We start from the raw sequence: 18,005 nt of genomic DNA, 5'->3' as shown, positions 1-18,005 counted from the left end.
CCTCACCGAGCGCTTATGCGAAAGACATCACGGAAGGTCAAGGTCTTGTTATACTTTATTCTTTTGGTGATTGGTCAGGCAAGTTCTGAACGCAGGCGTCGGCGCAAGGCGAACATCCCCAGGATCAGGAAGCAAACGCCGGCAACCGGAAAGATAATCCAGTTCAGCATCTCCCACCCGAAGGCGGTATAGATGCGCCCCGACATGAGTGAAGCAAAGCCCACAATCGAGAAAAGAAGGAAGTCGTGGACGCCCTGCACCTTGTTCCGCTCGGATGGGCGATAACAATCGGCCACCATGGCAGTCGCGCCGATGAAGCCGAAATTCCAGCCGACGCCAAGCAAAATGAGCGCCAGCCAGAATTGCCACAGTGCAGTGCCTGACAAGGCCACCAGTCCGCAGCCGCTGAGAAGCAATAGGCCGAGAGACACGATCCGCTCCTTGCCAAAGCGGGCGATCAGATTGCCCGTCACAAAACTCGGAGCGAACATGGCAAGCACATGCCAGGAAATGCCGAGCGTGGCCTCGTCAGCAGAAAAGCCGCAGCCGATCATTGCCAACGGGGCTCCCGTCATGACGAAGCTCATGAGCGCGAAGCTGCTTACGCCGCAAAGCAGAGCAACTAGGAAGCGTGGCTGCCCAAGAATCTCGGGAAGAGCCCGCGCAGGTTCTTCCGCCTCCATGCCAAGCGTGGCATTTGCGCCATCGTTCCTCAGCCGCAGGAAGGAGAGAATCATCGCACCGACGACAGCAAGACCTACAATGGAAAAAAACGCTCCGGCGAACATGACGGGCTCGAACAGCTCGCGCGTGTGAATAGCTAACTGCGGGCCGAGGATTGCTGCGACCACCCCGCCACAAAGTACCCAGGAAATGGCGCGCGGCTTGAAATCCGCAGGCGCATTGTCAGCCGCCGCGAAGCGATATTGCTGCTGGAACGCGTTACCGGCACCGACCAGCAGTAGCCCGGCAACAAGCATCCAGAAATTGATCTGGAAGAGCGCGAAAGCTGCGATGGCCCCGCCGAGCGCGGTGACCGCAGTGCCGGAAATCAGGCCATTGCGCCGGCCGACGAAACGCATCAGCATCGCGGCTGGTAGGGCACCAAGCGCCACGCCGATATTGAAGCCGGTCACGGGCGCCGTTGCGAGAGATTTGTCAGCATCAAGCAGATAGTAACCGGCAAGCCCTCCCATGGAAATGGCGATCGGGGCGGCGCCTCCCATAACAGCCTGAGCTCCGGCCAGGATCAGAGCGGTCCGCTTCGCCTCACGATACGCCACCACATCCCTCACCCCGGGTCCACTCCCCTGCCCTCCCTGCGCATCCGCTGCGCGACTCTATCCAGCACCGCATGGACGAGCTTACGCTCTTCCTCGTCGCCGTAGAAGGCTCTGGCGATATCTACATACTCAGAGACAATGACGGGCACTGGAACGTCGCTGCGCCGCCAAAGCTCATAGACCCCGGCCCGCAAGATCGCCCGCAGCGTTGAATCCAGCCGTGAAAGCGGCCAGTCCGCCGTTAGCGCCTGGCGGATCACCGGATCAATGATCTTCTGGTCCTCCACCACGCCAGCAAGGATTGCACGGAACCACTGCGGATCCGCTTCGCGGTAGACCGCGCCGTCAATTTCCTTGCCTAGGCGGAAGGCTTCATATTCAGCCGTCGTTTCAAGAAGGCCGGTTCCTCCCACATCCATTTGATAAAGCGCCTGCACCGCGGCGAGCCTTGCTGCGCCACGCTTGTTTGCAGGCCGGCTATTCCCAGATCGGCCCTTTTTTATTGCGGGGTCGGACAATGTTCAGGCTCCCAGCCTTTCCTTAAGTTCGATCATGCTTAGTGCCGCCTGCGCGGCCGCCGCCCCCTTGCCGAGACTTTCGCTGGTACCCTCGCGTCCCTTCACGCGCGCCCATGCCTGTTCTCCATTTTCCACCGTCAGGATGCCGTTGCCGAGGCAAAGTCCGTGCTGGATCGAAAGATCCGTCAGACCGCGCGCAGATTCGTTCGAGACGATCTCGAAGTGGTAGGTCTCGCCGCGAATCACGCAGCCGAGCGCGATGAAACCGTCATACCGGCGGCCGCCATTCGCTGCCGCGCGATGGGCCAAGGCGATTGCAGCCGGAATTTCCAGTGCGCCGGGGACGGTCACGACGTCGTAGGTCGCGCCTGCATCATCCAGAACCGTCTTGGCCGAGGCAAGCAACCCGTCAGCAAGATCGTCATAGAAACGAGCTTCAACAATGAGGAGGTGGCGGCTTTTGGCTGTCATCACTGTTCCTTGTCGGCAGCTATGTGCGCAAAATTACCATTGCACTGCACGATTTAATATCTCACCGCTGGCGACGTCGCGGCTTCGGGTTGGTCGGGCAACACAGCCCGGGAGATTTCGCCACATTCTCCATACCGGCAAGCGTCGGAAAATGCCCCGCTTCATCATCCCTGCGAGCCGGGACCACATTTAAACGGTCCCAATCCGCACGGGAAGCGATCTTGTGGGGCGGTTGCTATTAGGCTTCTTTACCTGCCTCCGCAAGCCTTGCAGCGTAGCGGGCGATAGTATCGACCTCAAGATTGACCAGGTCGCCTACTCGACGCTCTCCCCAGGTCGTAACTGAGAGTGAATGTTGGATAAGCAGCACGTCAAAGCAGTGTCTCTCGACGCTGTTCACCGTCAATGAGGTGCCATCCAGAGCCACCGATCCTTTCGGCGCGATGAACTTCGAAAATTGGGGCGGCGCTTCCAGCAGGAACCGCACCGCGTCGCCCTCCTCCTTCCGTTTGAGGATCCGCGCTGTGCCGTCCACATGGCCGGAAACGATATGGCCGCCAAGTTCATCGCCGATCCTGAGGGCGCGCTCAAGGTTGACATGCGTGCCTTCACGCCAGTTGCCGATCGTAGTGAGCTGCAAAGCTTCGTCCCAGGCCTCCACTTCGAACCACCGTTCGTTGCTGCCCACCTCGGGAAGGGCGACAACCGTAAGGCAGACCCCGGCGCAAGCGATGGATGCGCCGATGGGGATCGTCTCGGGATCGTATCTCGTCCCGATCCGCAGCCGCAGTCCTTTTTCCAGAGGCTGGATGGCGCGAACTGTTCCTATGTCGGTGACCAGTCCCGTGAACATCAACCTGACCTCACATATTCGATATAATGGTCTTCACCGAAGCGCTCCTCGCGCAGCTTACTAAAACCAGATGACATTTGGCCGGGATCGATGGGCGCTGCAATGCCCTGCCCGCCGATCTCCGTCGAACCGATGAAAAGGCAAAGCCTGTCGACCAGGCCTTCCGCTAAAAATTGCCGCGCGGTGATTGCGCCGCCTTCGACCAGCAGGGTCATGAAACCGCGCGCGCCAATGTCTTCCAGCAGCTCCGGAAGGGCAATATGGGCGTCAAGTGATTCCACGGCAAGGAAGCGGACGCCGGCTTCCGTCAGCAAGGCGCGCCGTTCGTCGTGTGCATCTTGGGCCGCCGTCACCAGAAGCGGCACTTGCCGTGCGCTGCGAACGAGTGCCGAAGATGGTGGCAGTCGCATATGCCGATCAAGTACGATGCGCGTTGGAGAGCGCACCTCAAGCCCCGGCAGGCGGCAGGTAAGCAAGGGATCATCGGCAAGAGCGGTATTAATCCCCACCAGGATGGCATCAGCTTCCGCCCGCATGAGATGCACCTGCCGACGGGCGACCTCTCCGGTTATCCAGATTTGTCCCTGACCTTTGATGCCGATCATTCCATCGGCCGAAATCGCAAGTTTCAAAATGACTTCCGGCCTCATCTTCGTAGAGCGAGTCAAATAGCCGCTCATCAAGTCGGCAGCCTGATCGGCCAGCACGCCTTCCACCACCTCGATACCGGCTTGGCGCAGCATGGCATAGCCTTTGCCGCTGACGCGCGGATCCGGATCGCTAGCAGCACCAACGACGCGGGTGATGCCCGCAGTGATCAGCGCGGTCGCACAAGGGGGCGTACGCCCGTGATGAGCGCAGGGTTCTAGAGTCACATAGGCCACCGCACCCCGAGCAGCCTCGCCGGCTTCCTCCAGCGCCTCCCGCTCGGCATGGGGCCGCCCGCCCAGCGCCGTCACTCCGCGCCCCACGATGCGCGGCCCCGCGCCATCGTCCCGTACGATCAATGTCGCCACGGAGGGATTTGTGCCGGTCAGGCCCAGATGCCAGCGCGAGTAGCGAATGGCGGCTGCCATGAAGCGCCGGTCGATCTCAGATGCAAAGCCGCTCTGCATCACAAACTCCCCGCAAGGTGGCGGCGAGAAAGGAACGGTCGAAACCGTGATCCTTCCTCTTTACCTGCCGGACGTCCACTACTCCGAGAGAAGAAAACATGCTTTTTCAGGAGTTCGCCCTTGCATTCCTACTCTTCTTCCGGATCGCCGAGCTCACCGAGGACATTCTGGAAGTCCTTTGCCTCGCGGAAATTGCGATAGACGGAGGCATAGCGGACATAGGCGACGTCATCGAGCAGTTTTAGCGCCTCCATGACAAGATGCCCGATGTCATCGCTTGCCACCTCTGTCTCGCCCGTGCTTTCAAGTTGACGCACAATGCCGGTAACCGCCCGTTCCACGCGTTCGGGATCCACATTGCGTTTCCGCAGGGCAATATCGAGCGAACGGTGCATCTTGTCGCGGTCGAACGGCACCTTGCGGCCGGACTTCTTGACCACGATCAGATCGCGTAGCTGCACGCGTTCGAATGTCGTGAAGCGCCCGCCACAATCAGGGCAGGCGCGGCGCCGGCGTATCGCCGCACCATCCTCAGCAGGACGTGAGTCCTTCACCTGGGTATCTTCGGACTGGCAATAGGGACAGCGCATCTCACACCTGGTTCCGGCTGAGCAGGAATTGCGTCTGCAAGCTTAGCCCAGATACGGATAGAGCGGGAAGCGTTCCGTAAGGGACAGCACTTCCGTCTTTACCTTTTCCTCTACGGCCAGATTGGCCTCATCGGAATTGGCTACCTTCAGCCCGTCCAGTACTTCGGCAATCAGCCCGCCGATCTTGCGGAACTCGGCCTCGCCAAAGCCGCGGGTCGTGCCCGCAGGAGTGCCCAGGCGTATGCCCGACGTCACGAACGGCTTTTCCGGGTCGAAGGGAATTCCGTTTTTGTTGCAGGTGATGTTGGCGCGGCCGAGCGCGGCTTCGGCCCGCTTGCCCGTAACGCTCTTGGGCCGCAGGTCAACCAACATCAGATGGTTGTCCGTGCCACCGGAAACGATATCGAGACCGGTCTCCTTCAGGCTCGCGGCAAGGCTGCGGGCATTTGCGACCACCTGGTGCGCGTAGTCCTTGAACCCCGGCTGCAATGCCTCGCCAAAAGAGACGGCCTTGGCAGCGATGACATGCATCAGCGGCCCGCCCTGAAGGCCAGGGAAAACGGCTGAATTGATCTTCTTGGCGATTGCTTCGTCATTGGTGAGGATCATGCCGCCACGCGGCCCACGCAGAGACTTGTGCGTGGTTGTGGTCACCACATGCGCGTGCGGCAGGGGCGACGGATGGGCGCCGCCTGCCACAAGCCCTGCAATATGCGCCATGTCGACCATCAGATAGGCACCGACGCTGTCGGCGATCTCCCGGAAGCGCTTCCAGTCCCAGATACGGGAATAGGCCGTGCCGCCGGCCAGGATCAGTTTCGGCTTTGTCTCATGTGCCAGCCGCTCGATCTCGTCCATGTCGAGCAGGTGATCGTCGCGCCGTACGCCATAGGAGACGACATTGAACCATTTGCCGGAAAGGTTGACGGGCGAGCCGTGGGTCAAGTGCCCGCCAGCATTCAGGTCCAGCCCCATGAAGGTGTCGCCGGGCTGCAGCAGCGCAAGAAAAACGGCTTGGTTCATCTGGCTGCCTGAATTGGGCTGAACATTGGCGAAGGCACAGTTGAAGAGCTTCTTCGCCCGCTCGATCGCCAGTTCCTCCACCACGTCCACAAACTCGCAGCCGCCATAATAGCGCTTGCCGGGGTAACCTTCGGCATATTTGTTGGTCAGCACAGTACCCTGCGCTTCCATTACGGCGCGCGAAACAATGTTCTCCGAGGCGATGAGCTGGATCTCCTCCCGCTGCCGACCAAGTTCGCTGCGGATCACGGAGAAGATCTCAGGATCGGCGTCTTCGAGCGGCCGGGAGAAAAAGCCCTCGGTATCGGCCGCTGCGGCGGACGGGTTTGCTGCCATGGCGATGTTACCCTTTTCATGTAGTTCAGACTCGCATCTCGCCGAGCCCCGAGCGCCAGTTATCACTTTTCCGGATATGTCACCATGTCCCGCCTGGATTTTTTCCCACCTCTCCCGAAGGCGAGACAGGATGACGCGCCGGCCGCCCGTCGTGCGCGGCCCAAAACACCAAAATGTGAAGAGGACCGCGAACAGAAGACCTTCACTTTTCGGGACTATGGTTCCTTAAAAGTCACGCTCTTGCGCTTGAACCTGCGGTAGAACCTAGGATACTCGTCAGAACGTGTCCGACAGAGGGCGCAGGTTAGGCGGACGCCGAAGAATGAGAGGCATTGCGGGCTCATGCGCGGTGGGAGGGGTATTGCATAAACACTTTGTTCTGGCTGGGAGATACCTGCTGCGGCCATTGCTTACGGTGGCCGCCTGCGGGCCGTTGCTCTTGCCCCCTCCAGCCAGCGCCCTGGAGATTTTCGGCCTCCGCCTGTTCGAGCGGGAACGCCCCCAGGAAGAGGTGATCGGAACGCCGCAGCAGTATGAGCTGGATTTTGTCGTTCTGGGGGATCACGAAGACATTGAAAGGCGGCTGAGAAACGCATCCCGGCTTTGGGGCGAACGCGACAAGCCGGCTTCCGGGTCTTCTGGACTGATCGTCATGGCACGGGGCGACTATCGCCGTCTGCTCGATGCTCTCTATGTCGAGGCGCGGTATGGGGGCACGATTTCTATTCTGGTGGACGGAAGACAAGTGTCGGACCTGCAGCCGGACGCGGAACTGCCCAACCCTGCCACAGTGCAGGTAGTTGTCGATCCCGGACCTCCCTTCCACTTCTCGCGGGCTGAGATCGTCAATGCCGCGCCGCCTGCCACTCATCGGAACGACGCTGTTAACGATCCTGCTGAGGAAGGCTTCCGCGTAGGTGAGCCTGCAAGAAGCAGCGTCATCATCGCCGCGGGCGAATATGCGGAGGCGGCATGGCGTCAGCAAGGCTATGCAAAAGCCGAAATCATAGAAAGGCGGGTGGTGGCCGCCCATCGGTCCAGCACCATCGACGCGACGCTGGTTGTCGAACCGGGACAGCACGCGGTCTTTGGTCCGGTAGCAGTACGCGGGACGGAACGGATGATCCCGGACTTCGTGGCCCGCCAGACCGGCTTGACGCCGGGTGCAGAATACGACCCCGATGATCTGGAGGCGGCACGCAAGCGTCTTTCCCGCCTCGGTGTATTCCGCTCCGCACAAGTCCGCGAGGCCGAGGCTATCAATCCCGACGGCACCCTGCCGATCGACATCATCGTTCAGGAGCGCCCGTTGCGGCGCATCGGCATTGGCGGATCCTATTCGACGGTAGACGGGCTGGGACTAGAAGCGTTCTGGCTCCACCGCAACCTTTTCGGGCGTGCGGAGCGGCTGCGCATCGAGGGCAAGGTCGCCGGGATCGGTGAGACGATCGACCCGAGAGACTTCACCTATCGTGTGGGAACCACCTTCACCAAGCCGGGCATATTCACCCCAGAGACTGATTTCAGCGCCTCTATTTACGGCGACCGGGAGGTGCTCGACCTTTACACACGAACCGCCGTTACCGCAGATACGGGCTTCGTCCACCGCTTCTCCGACGAGCTCAGCGCCCGGATCTTCGCCAATGCCGCCTATGCCGAGTTCGAGGACGATGTCTTCGGCACACGCGACTTCGTGACGGCAGGTTTCCTGGGGGGCATCCTTTATGATTCGCGCAACGACGCGGCCGACGCAACGGAGGGCGTTTATGCCGAGTTGAGCTTTGCTCCGTTCTACGAGTTCGAATATGGCAATCCAGCCGCGCAGGTCATTGCGGAAGGCCGCGCCTATTACGGGCTCGACGAGGATGACGGCTTCGTTCTGGCGGGCCGGCTGAAACTCGGTGCACTGTTCGATCCTCCCATCGCGGAGACGCCTCCGGATCGGCTGTTCCTAGCCGGCGGCGGCGGCTCCGTGCGGGGCTACTCCTATCGCAGCATCGGCGTCGAAACGCCGCTCGGCACTGTCGGTGGCCGCTCTCTGATCGAGGCTTCCGCGGAACTGCGCGTGCGTGTTACCCCCACGATCGGGCTCGTCGGCTTCGTTGACGCGGGCTATGTGAGCGAGAGGGCAGTGCCCGATTTTTCCGAGGATCTGCGCATGGGGGCGGGCGTGGGTCTTCGCTATTTCACCGGCTTCGGCCCGGTCCGGCTTGACGTGGCCGTGCCGCTCGATCCTGGCCCGGATGACCCGGACGTGGCATTCTACATAGGAATAGGACAAGCGTTTTGACCCGGCCGGCTCTCACATTCCTTGTTCTTCTTCTCCTGGCCGCCTTTCCTGTGCTCGCCCAGGACGCCGCTCCCGAGAGTGTGGAGGAAGAACGTTCGCTTTTCATCTCATTCATCGAGAATCAGCTTTCCACGCCCAACCGCCAGATCCGGATCAACGGCATCAATGGCGTGCTTTCTTCCCAGGCTTCGATCGATGAGATCACGGTTGCCGACCGGGAAGGCATCTGGTTGCGCATCAGTGGCGCAAGCATCGACTGGAGCCGCTCAACCCTCCTCCTGCGCCAGCGGCTGGAAATCGCAAGGCTGGCCGCCGAATCCATTGAGGTGAGCCGGCGGCCGCTGCCGGAAGAGGGCCTGCCCTCGCCGGAAGCCCGCTCCTTCGCGGTGCCGCAGTTTCCCATCGCGATCAACCTTGCCGAACTGGAAGTGCCGTCTGTCTCCTTCGGAGCCGGTGTCTTTGGCCTTGAATCGGAACTTTTCGTCGAGGGGCGTCTGAGGCTTGAGGAAGGTTCGCTTGACACTGCGCTGCAGATCGAACGGCTCGACGGGCCCGGCGGCAACCTTTCGCTGGAAGCCGTCTTCGACAACGAAGCCGAAACGCTTGACCTCGACCTGGCGCTTTCCGAGCCGCAGAATGGCGTGCTTGCCAACATGCTCAATATCGAGGGGCGGCCGCCGCTTTCCCTCACGCTGGAAGGTTCCGGTCCCATCGAGCAACTCGATCTTGCGTTGGCGCTTTCAGCCGCAGGCGAACCCGCCCTTTCGGGTAATGCGCGGTTCCGAGAACAACCGGAAGGGCTGCGCTTCACGATTGATGTGGGCGGGCCGATCGCCAGGCTCATACCGTCACAGTTCCGCGACTTTTTCGGCGCGCAGACATCGCTTGCGGTATCCGGCGTGGCCAGGAGCGGCGGCGGCCTGTTTCTGGAAGAGTTCAACCTTGCAAGTGCAGCGCTTGATTTGCAGGCAACGGCGGAGACGGCCAGCGACGGATTCCTGACGCGCCTGTCGGTTGACGCCGATATTGCCGATCCGGCAGGCAGACAGGTTCTGCTGCCCGTTCGTGGCGGCGAGACCTCTTTGGCTTCGGCACAGCTTGCCATCCGCTTTGGAGATGCAGGGGGGGAAGAGTGGACCGCCTCTCTGGATGTGACCGACCTTCGCACTGGCGCCTTTGCCGCAGGCATCGCAAATCTCGAAGCACGCGGAACCGCAAACGGGCTTGGCATTCCCGGCGAGCGCAGCATCACCTTCCGGGCTGACGGAGCCATCTCACACATTACCGCCGAGCGGGCCGAAATTGCCGAAGCTCTCGGCAGCGCGATCAGCCTGGCGGCGGAAGGCGAATGGCAGTCAGGCGAACCGGTTACGGTTCGCACTGCCGAGTTGAGGGGGAATAATCTCCTGGCCAGCTTTGCAGGCACAATCATGGATTATGCCCTGCGTGGCGACTACCGCCTCCTGGCTTCCGACATTGCAGCTTTCTCCGGCCTGGCGGACCGCGAACTCGGTGGCACCGCTGGTCTTGATGCCCACGGAGAGATCCGCCCGATTAGTGGCGCGTTCGACCTTGTGCTGGACGGCACCGCCGAGGGGCTGCGCCTCGATGTGGGACTCCTCGACCCGCTTCTGTCGAACAAGTCTACGATTACAGGCCGGCTGGCACGTACGGTGGAAGGTTTCCTGGCCGAAGGCTTCCGTATTGCCAGCGACGCATTCGAGCTGGGAGCGGACGGCACCATTTCGAGCCAGGCGGCAAATTTCCGATTTGACCTTGCGCTTGAGGATGTTGCAACGCTCACAAACCGGGCGGCGGGCAGGCTTAACGTCAGCGGAGAAGTGGCCGGCGGGGAAGACGCGCTTGGCCTTCGCTTCCTTGCCGAGATGGCAAGAGGACGGCTGCTCGACAGGGTGTTGACGGATGCGAACCTCGTTTTCGATGGAATGGTGCAAGGGTCTGCCGTCACCGGCCTTCTTTCCGGTGACGCTTTTCTCGATGGTGTGAGAGCCAGCCTTCGCACGGGTATCTCCACCAGGCCGGAAGGACAGAGGCTGGAGGATCTATCCTTTACGGCCGGAGGAGCGAGCCTGACGGGCGATCTGATGCGGGACGTAGAAGGGCTTTTTTCGGGCACACTCTCCCTTGAGGCCGCTGACATCTCGACGGCGGCGGCTCTACTGCTTGTGGAAGCGCGTGGGGCGCTCGACGCGAGCATCCTGCTTGAGCCACGCGAGGATAAGCAGCACGCAAGCGTAAAGGCTTCGGCTCGGAATCTGACGGCGGAAGGCTTCTCTATCGAACGGGGCGAGCTGGAGGCGGAGATTGCAGACCTGCTCGGCGTTCCGGCCGTGGAGGGACGGCTTCGCGCGACAAACTTGGTGGCTGCCGGCATCGATGTCGCCACGCTCTCGGCCACGGCTGATACTGTTGGAGGCGCCACGACCTTCTTCGCCGGACAGGCACGGCTTGCAAATGGTGCCGAAATTGACACGCGCGGAATGCTTGCACCGCAGCAGGATGGCTTCCGTGTCACGCTCGACGCAGCCGAGCTTCGGCACGCAGACATTGCAGCGCGGCTCCGCAGCCCTACAAGCCTTGAGGTTTACGGTGGCAGGGTGGCCCTCGGCACTGTCGATCTCGACCTGGCGGGCGGACGCCTTTTGGCCGAGGGCGAGATCGGCAACACGCTTGACCTGACTGCTTCCCTAGAACGGGTGCCGCTTTCGATCGCCAATAGCGTCCGGCCGCAACTGGCTCTTGGCGGTGTGCTCGATGGGCAGGTAACGGTTGGCGGCACGACCGATAGGCCAGTGATTTCCTTCGACCTCGACGGCAGCGGCATCACCGCCGCCGAACTCAGGAACGCTGGCCTGTCCTCGGTCGATTTCGATGCCAGCGGCGAGACGCGCGGCGACAACCTGCGCGTACTATCCCAACTCACGAGCCCCGGCGGCCTTAGGGCACAGGTGGAGGGCGACGTGCCGCTCGGCGATGGCGCGCTGGCAGTCGACGTGCGGCTGCAAGCCTTTCCGTTGTCCCTGCTCAACACCCGAATCCCCAACCAGGACCTGGGTGGCTCGCTGACTGGCTCGGCACGCGTGACTGGCAGCTTGGAAGACCCCCAAGCGGTCTTCTCGCTCCAGGCCTCTGGCGTTACCGCGCTTCCTCTCGCAAGCGTGGGTGCGACCCCCATGCAGATCTCTGCCGAGGGTTCCTATACGGAGCAGCGTATAAGCCTAAGCAGCTTCGATGCCTCCGGCCCGGCCGGTCTCGATATTTCAGGGAGCGGGCAGGTGCCGCTTTCAGGGCCGGGACTGGCTGTGGACCTGCGTGGCAGCGCGCCCCTTTCCCTTGCCAGCCGGCTTTTTTCCGAGCGCGGCACCCAGCTTGCCGGGACGGTGACGGCCAGTGTTGGCATCAGGGGCAGCCTTGCAAATCCCGCGTTTTCTGGAAATCTTTCTATCGCCGAAGGCACTGCGGTGGATCCGCTTACAAACCTGCGGCTTTCCTCGATCCGTGTTGATGCAGGTCTTTCCGGAGACACCGTGACAATCCGCTCCGCCTCGGCCGCTCTGGCGGCAGGCGGGTCCCTTACCCTCTCCGGCAATATCTCAACCAATGCGGCCGCAGGATTTCCGGCCGAGCTCACTGCTCGCCTGGAGGAAGCGCGCTACACAGACGGCGAGTTGGTGAGCGCGACGGTGAACGGAGATCTTCGGCTGAACGGCCCGCTGACGCGCGATCCTCTGCTTTCCGGCAGCGTGTCGGTGAGCCGCGCTGAAATTCTCATACCAGACCAGTTCGGAGGCTGGGCGGCGCAGATCGATGTCCAGCATATCGCCCCTCCCCCCGCAGTGGTCCAGACGCTGGAACGCGCCCGCGCGCTCGACGGTACGCCAATGCCGAGCGAACGGCCGAGCGTGCTGCGCCTTGACGTGAACATAGACGCACCGGCGCGCATCTTCGTGCGCGGACGTGGGCTCGATGCAGAGCTCGGCGGTTCTGTACGCCTGACGGGGCCCGTCACCTCAATCCAGCCCGTGGGCGGTTTCCGCCTCATCCGCGGCCGCCTTTCCATTCTGGCGCAGCGCGTGACGCTGGAGGAAGGCGTTGTAACGCTCGTCGGAGACCTTGATCCCTTCCTCGATTTCACCGCCAGTTCCAGCGGCCGCGACATTACCGTCTTTGTCACGGTCAGGGGACAGGTGTCCGATCTTGCAATCGATTTTTCCTCCCAACCTGAATTGCCGGAGGACGAGGTGCTGGCACGGCTGATCTTCGACCGTGGCATTGACGAGCTTTCACCGCTGCAGCTTGCACAACTTGCTGCCGCCGCAGCCGATCTTGCCGGCGGGGCGGGCAGCGCCTCGCTGCTCGGCTCCATCCGAAGCGCGGCTACATTGGACGATCTGGACATCGTAACCGATGCGGAAGACAACGCCGGCGTGCGCGCTGGCCGCTATATCCAGGAGAATGTCTATCTTGGCGTTGAAGCCGGTGCGCGCGGGCGAACCCGCGCCACGATCAATCTCGACATAACCGATAATCTGACGGCGCGCGGTGGACTTGGCACAAATGGCGATTCCGACATAGGCATCTTTTTCGAACGGGATTACTGAACCCAAAGGAAACCGCCGGTCGCCGCAGGAGAACCCCCAAAAAAAAATGCCGGCTCTGAGGCCGGCAAACGACACGCAATTGTGGGGTTGGGGGGCGGGGGGAGTGCGTGTCGTCGAACATTAAATCCACAAGCACAGGAAAGGTTCCTCAGCTTTCGACAAAATTTTTTTGAAGATTTTTTAACCCTCCTCGCCCCATCCAGATGCTGAAAGGGAGGAGGCACACGGCGCAGGAAAGACGGGTAAATTCCTAGAGCCGGACGAAATGAGGCTGAACGCCTTGGGTTCCTTCTGCGGCGAGTCTACCTCACCATGCTGCTGGATTAGAGGGCAGCGTGGATGACCAAGGCACTTTCCTATGGGGTTGCGATCAGCAGCGCGGCGATCAACCGGGTTGAAGCGCTTCGCTTGGCCAAATGGGAGGTCATCGGCCCAGAATCTTTCTAGACGAGCATGCCCAAAACTGCGGCGGCGTTGCCTCCCTCCTCATGCTGCGCTTGTTAAGGAGCCGATGAGCGTGGCTGATTGTCACCATCGCTCGGTGTGGAAATTCGTCCAAGCCAGAGTTCTGACGCAAAAAAAAGACGCAGAGCGCCAGCAAGCAGGATCGCCCTGATGTCGCCCGACGGCAATGGCCAGGCGCAAAGGGCCAAGTATCAGGCCGGATCAAACTTCGCGCCTTATCCTCATCCTTGGCGGATCAGAAATCGTGGACCCGCCGCTTTCCGCCGGACCAGGACCAACAGTGGGACGTGCCGGGGTACGTGCGGACTGCGGATCAAAGCGAAGTGCCGCGCGGCCTCTGAAGAACGATGGCATTCTGGCCAAGCGACGAGAGCATTCGGCTGTTGAGCTTCATGCACTATGATCTGAGATATATCGACCTGGAACCGAGGACCTTGCAGACAATCGACAATCCGTTCGGCACGAGGTCGTCACCCATGTCGTCGGTATAAAATGTAACCCATGTGTCCAGAACGGACCCCTGTTTGCCTGGCGACCCCGGCAGGATTCGAACCTGCGACCATCGGCTTAGAAGGCCGGTGCTCTATCCAGCTGAGCTACGGGGCCGGACGTGGATGGCGCTGTCAGTGCGTCCACGGAATTTTGCGGTCATAGCGGAAATTTTCCGCATAGGAAACCTGACGCCGCTTAGGCTTCTTCGCCTTCTCCACCTTGAACGGAATGCCGTTCTTGCGAGCATAGGCGATTGCATCTTCCTGGGTAGGAAAGGTCAGGCGCACCTGCCGGCGAGTGTCTGTCGAGCTCGTATACCCCATTAGCGGGTCTATCTTGAGCGGTGTCTGAGGCTCGAACTCCAGCACCCAATGGCCGGTCTTGGCCGTCCCGGACTGCATGGCTGTTCTGGCTGGGCTGTAGATACGTGCAGACACGGTTGTCTCACCTTCAATTCAAGTGGCGAAGCCATGCCGCCAGCGGCATGGGCACCACGCCCGAAAATCAGATTGGTCGGAGCGGCAGGATTTGAACCTGCGACCCTCTGCTCCCAAAGCAGATGCGCTACCAGGCTGCGCTACGCTCCGGCCGCCGGAACACCTATATTCTCAAGGGACAGAGCGCAAGCTCCAAAAACGGCTGCCTACCCCTCATGTGGAACAAACCGGCGCGCTTAGCAAGGCCGCGGTGCACGACAGTCAGCCCACAACGCAATAAAAAAGCACCCGCCGCGAGCGCGGCGGGTGCTCGGATGACGCTTGAGTATGGCTTACTGGAGGGAGCCGCCCTGCTGTTGACTCAGGATATCCATCACCAGCGAATCGGGATTGTTCTCGCATTCCGTCATCACGGTCTCTACAGGAATATCCATAAACCCTCCGGCGGAGGTGCCGCTGGGCGTGCCGGCCGTAGTGGTAGGATCGGTGCCCGCAGACGAATCGTCTTCAGTCATGTCCGACGCCATGTCGGTGCCAGTGTCGGTGCCAGTGTCGGCGCTGGTGTCCAGATCACTGGACGCCGTGGTGTTCGTTTCCTGTTCCTCGGCACCCATGGCTGTGGTGGCCTCTTCATCCGTGCCTATGGGGGAGCTGGTGTCTGAACCTGCCGAAGCAGTGTCCGACCCGCTCAATGCGCTGCCCGTGGCAGTACTTGCCGTATCGGTTCCCGAGCTTTGCTGTGCGGCCTGGTAGCCGGCGAGGAAGTAAAGCCTCTGTTCTGCTTGCTGTCTGTCAAGGTCGACAATATCGGCGCATGTCATGCTTGCGGGCATGCCGCCCGTTGACAGCGAGCCAGAACCCGATTGGGCCAAAGCTATGCCTGCGCCACCCAAAAGCGCCAGTGCCCCAACCGTGGTCTTGAGAAGACTGGTCATGATCAAAATCTCCCGATCAATGTTGTTTCGTGCATCTGGTACACAGGAAGACGAACCATCGATCGGGCCTCAGGTTCCCTGGAAAAACAGGTTTTCCCGTCGTGCCCAGGGTTGATTGCCGTTGAAGGAGCCCATTCGTCCCGCAACATTCGGTCAGTCTACTTCGCCGGAATTAATTTTGGTTCCCGCTGAGCCAATCACTTCTGCTGCAAGGGCCCGCGAGATTCTGGTCTTGCGTTCAAGCGCGATCCTATCGAGCCTCTCCACCGCAGCGCGCGCCGCGGAAAGCGACCGCTCGATGCGGCGTACCACGAACTGCACGACATGTGGCTCGATGACGACCTGCCTATCCGCGAAAAGCTTGATGAGTACCCCGCTGAGCAGCATTTCGTCGGGAGCACCAATCTGCGCCGTGGCGGCGGCGCGCAGGCGGGAAAGCAGATCGGGAAGCGCCACCCCCCATGCCGCCGGAAGACTGCTCGCCGTTATCAAAAGATGTGAATGGGCGCTTCTTGTCGTGTTGATCAGATGGAACAGCCCCCTCTCGTCGCGTTCCTTCATATCAGCGCCATCGATGAGGACCGGACCGCCCTCGGCTGCAGCCAACGCCTCAGGTCCGAGGGCATTCACCGCAAGCGGTACAGCCCCGGAGAGCTCGCGCCAAATCTCGGCCAGATGGGTCTTGCCGGAACCTTTCGGCCCCACCAGAATGACCACTGGAGCCGGCCAGCGCGGCCAACTTTCGATCAACCCGACTGCGGCTTCATTGGCTGGCGTAACCACCAGATCGTCACGCGAACGCCCCTCCTGATGGCACAGGTCCAGGGGCAATTGCTTCTCCCTCATGGCTGCCCGCTGTCCCCTTCGGAGGGTCTGGCTCCACTAAAAAAGGGCGAGGCCATGTAGCGCCCGATCGCAAAGCGTACCAGAACAGCAATGGCCGCTGCCGCCGGCACCGCCACCAACATCCCTACAAAGCCAAAAAGATAACCAAAAGCATAAAGTGCAAACATGAGCCAGACCGGATGCAGCCCCACGCTGGCCCCCACCAGCCGCGGTTGTAGGATATTGCCCTCGACGAACTGGCCGGAGAAGAAGATCGCAGCCACCGCCACGACCCAGTACCATTCCGGCCAGAACTGCACGAGCGCCACGCCAACGGAAAGCGCTAGCCCCATGAACGAGCCCACAAAGGGGATAAAGCTGATCAGGCCGGCGAATATGCCGATAAGAAGTCCAAAATTCAGCCCCACCAGGGTCAATCCTGTGGCGTAGAAGACGCCAAGGATCAGGCACAACGTGCCCTGCCCTCGAACGAAGCCCGCCGTCGCCGCATTGATGTCGCGCGCGATCTGGCGCACTGTTTCCAGGTGCTCGCGCGGCACGCGGTCATCAACGGTGGTAATCATGCGGTCCCAATCGAGCAGCATGTAGAAGGCCACTACCGGGGTGACGATGAAAAGGCTGACCACGTTGACCAGCGCGATCCCGGAGCTCCATACGGAGCGGAACAGCGTGCCAACGAAGCTCGCACCTTGGCCGAGCAGGGTGGAAAGATTATCGCGCAGCGCATCCGGTTCAGAACCCACCACGCCCTCGAACCAGCCCGGATCAAGTTCGTGCATCATTTCCTGAAGGCGGCTCAGATATTCTGGCAGGCGGCTTGCAAATTCTGCGAGCTGATTGCCGAGCACTGGGATCAGCACCATCAATGCAAGGGTGAGGATGACGATGAAGACAATCAGGATCACGATGGTTGCAGCGAGCCTCGACAGCCCGAGACGCTGTAGCCTGTCGGCTACCGGATCGAGAAAATATGCCAGCACCATGCCGGCCAGAAACGGGAGCAGGATGGCGCTGAAGACGTAGAGGAAAAGGACAAGCAACGCGGCCGCCAGCAGCCAGAACACTGCCTGCCGCATGAGGGCCCGGCGCCGTGCGCCTTCTTCGGCCTTCGTCTCGTCAGTCGCCGATGCCGACATAGCCGCCCATATGCTTGATCCAACCCACGAGATAGGCCGCGCCGGAAGCCACGGTCAAGAGGCCGGAAAGGTAGACAAGCCCCCAATAGACAGGACCGAAAGAGAAAGAGAAGGAAAGCGTCGCAAGCACAAAGGCAGCCAGAAGAAGCTGCACAAGCGTATTGGCCTTGGAGACCAGAAGAGGCTTCATCGGTACAGGATTGCCGACAATGGTGGATAGCACAACCCCGCCTACAATCAGCGCATCGCGCGAGACCGCCGCGATTACCAGCCAGAGCGGCAGGTGGTTCATGAAGCCCAGCACCACGAAGACGCAGACGAGCAGAAGCTTGTCGGCCACCGGGTCGAGATAGGCACCCAGCTCGCTCTGCTGGTTGAACTGGCGGGCAATAAAGCCGTCCACCCCGTCGGAAACCGCCGCAGCGACGAAGCCCGCGAATGCCCACTTCACCTCTGCCGAAAGCAGTGCGAACACTACCCCAGGGACAAGGAGGAAGCGCAGAAGCGTGATAAAATTGGGAATGGTCAATCGTTTCTCCTGGCCCCTGTTATACCCATACCCAAGAGCGCGGGCTATAGATGGCCGGCCCCGC

At 61.0% G+C, this 18,005-nt stretch carries 14 protein-coding genes and 2 tRNA genes; 2 read left to right on the top strand and 14 right to left on the bottom strand.

The genetic code is table 11. The features are described 5' to 3' along the window. Positions 1–74 precede the first annotated feature (74 nt). The 7 genes from HUS57_RS02345 to glyA form a co-directional block, all read right to left on the bottom strand. Entirely contained in the window at positions 75–1,295 is a 1,221-nt protein-coding gene (locus tag HUS57_RS02345) for an MFS transporter (protein ID WP_246727710.1), read from the bottom strand. Next, entirely contained in the window at positions 1,292–1,786 is a 495-nt protein-coding gene (gene nusB, locus HUS57_RS02340) for a transcription antitermination factor NusB (RefSeq protein ID WP_173932234.1), read from the bottom strand. The genes HUS57_RS02345 and nusB overlap by 4 nt, the downstream gene beginning before the upstream one ends. 18 nt (positions 1,787–1,804) lie before the next feature. Continuing rightward, a complete protein-coding gene (gene ribH / locus HUS57_RS02335) occupies positions 1,805–2,272 on the bottom strand; it encodes a 6,7-dimethyl-8-ribityllumazine synthase (protein WP_173931334.1) in 468 nt (155 codons plus the stop codon). 238 nt (positions 2,273–2,510) lie between these two features. After that, the gene (locus HUS57_RS02330; protein ID WP_173931333.1) at positions 2,511–3,125 is read right to left on the bottom strand and encodes a riboflavin synthase; all 615 of its coding nucleotides are present in this window, start codon (positions 3,123–3,125) and stop codon (positions 2,511–2,513) included. Beyond that, positions 3,125–4,240: a bifunctional diaminohydroxyphosphoribosylaminopyrimidine deaminase/5-amino-6-(5-phosphoribosylamino)uracil reductase RibD gene (gene ribD / locus HUS57_RS02325; protein WP_173931332.1), complete on the bottom strand. Its 1,116-nt coding sequence runs from the start codon at positions 4,238–4,240 to the stop codon at positions 3,125–3,127. Before ribD ends, HUS57_RS02330 begins: the two co-directional genes overlap by 1 nt. A 128-nt stretch (positions 4,241–4,368) precedes the next feature. Continuing rightward, positions 4,369–4,830, bottom strand: a complete 462-nt coding sequence (gene nrdR / locus HUS57_RS02320; RefSeq protein WP_173931331.1) for a transcriptional regulator NrdR — start codon at positions 4,828–4,830, stop codon at positions 4,369–4,371. Positions 4,831–4,872: 42 nt separating this feature from the next. After that, positions 4,873–6,189: a serine hydroxymethyltransferase gene (gene glyA / locus HUS57_RS02315; RefSeq protein WP_173931330.1), complete on the bottom strand. Its 1,317-nt coding sequence runs from the start codon at positions 6,187–6,189 to the stop codon at positions 4,873–4,875. Between the two features lie 361 nt (positions 6,190–6,550). Between glyA and HUS57_RS02310 the strand changes: the two genes are divergently transcribed. Further along, complete coding sequence (locus tag HUS57_RS02310; RefSeq protein ID WP_348640551.1) at positions 6,551–8,479, top strand: autotransporter assembly complex family protein; 1,929 nt, start codon at positions 6,551–6,553, stop codon at positions 8,477–8,479. After that, on the top strand, positions 8,476–13,101 hold the full coding sequence (locus HUS57_RS02305) for a translocation/assembly module TamB domain-containing protein (RefSeq protein WP_173931328.1): 4,626 nt from the start codon (positions 8,476–8,478) through the stop codon (positions 13,099–13,101). The genes HUS57_RS02310 and HUS57_RS02305 overlap by 4 nt, the downstream gene beginning before the upstream one ends. 994 nt (positions 13,102–14,095) lie before the next feature. On the opposite strand, the gene HUS57_RS02300 is transcribed toward HUS57_RS02305, so the two are convergent. The 7 genes from HUS57_RS02300 to HUS57_RS02270 form a co-directional block, all read right to left on the bottom strand. Continuing rightward, positions 14,096–14,172, bottom strand: a tRNA-Arg gene (locus HUS57_RS02300). Positions 14,173–14,189: 17 nt separating this feature from the next. Then, a complete protein-coding gene (locus HUS57_RS02295; protein ID WP_173931327.1) occupies positions 14,190–14,495 on the bottom strand; it encodes an ETC complex I subunit in 306 nt (101 codons plus the stop codon). Between the two features lie 73 nt (positions 14,496–14,568). After that, positions 14,569–14,645, bottom strand: a tRNA-Pro gene (locus HUS57_RS02290). A gap of 182 nt (positions 14,646–14,827) precedes the next feature. Then, entirely contained in the window at positions 14,828–15,430 is a 603-nt protein-coding gene (locus HUS57_RS02285; protein WP_173931326.1) for a hypothetical protein, read from the bottom strand. 153 nt (positions 15,431–15,583) lie between these two features. Continuing rightward, on the bottom strand, positions 15,584–16,276 hold the full coding sequence (gene hdaA / locus HUS57_RS02280; RefSeq protein WP_173931325.1) for a DnaA regulatory inactivator HdaA: 693 nt from the start codon (positions 16,274–16,276) through the stop codon (positions 15,584–15,586). Continuing rightward, positions 16,273–17,352, bottom strand: coding sequence for an AI-2E family transporter (locus HUS57_RS02275; RefSeq protein ID WP_246727769.1), 1,080 nt, complete (start codon positions 17,350–17,352; stop codon positions 16,273–16,275). Before HUS57_RS02275 ends, hdaA begins: the two co-directional genes overlap by 4 nt. A 40-nt stretch (positions 17,353–17,392) precedes the next feature. Beyond that, positions 17,393–17,941, bottom strand: coding sequence for a CDP-alcohol phosphatidyltransferase family protein (locus HUS57_RS02270; protein ID WP_173931323.1), 549 nt, complete (start codon positions 17,939–17,941; stop codon positions 17,393–17,395). Positions 17,942–18,005 lie beyond the last annotated feature (64 nt).

Origin of the sequence: Chelativorans sp. Marseille-P2723 (assembly GCF_902809845.1) — a bacterium.
Lineage (GTDB): Bacteria > Pseudomonadota > Alphaproteobacteria > Rhizobiales > Rhizobiaceae > Chelativorans.
This window is presented reverse-complemented; position numbering and strand designations above follow the sequence as displayed.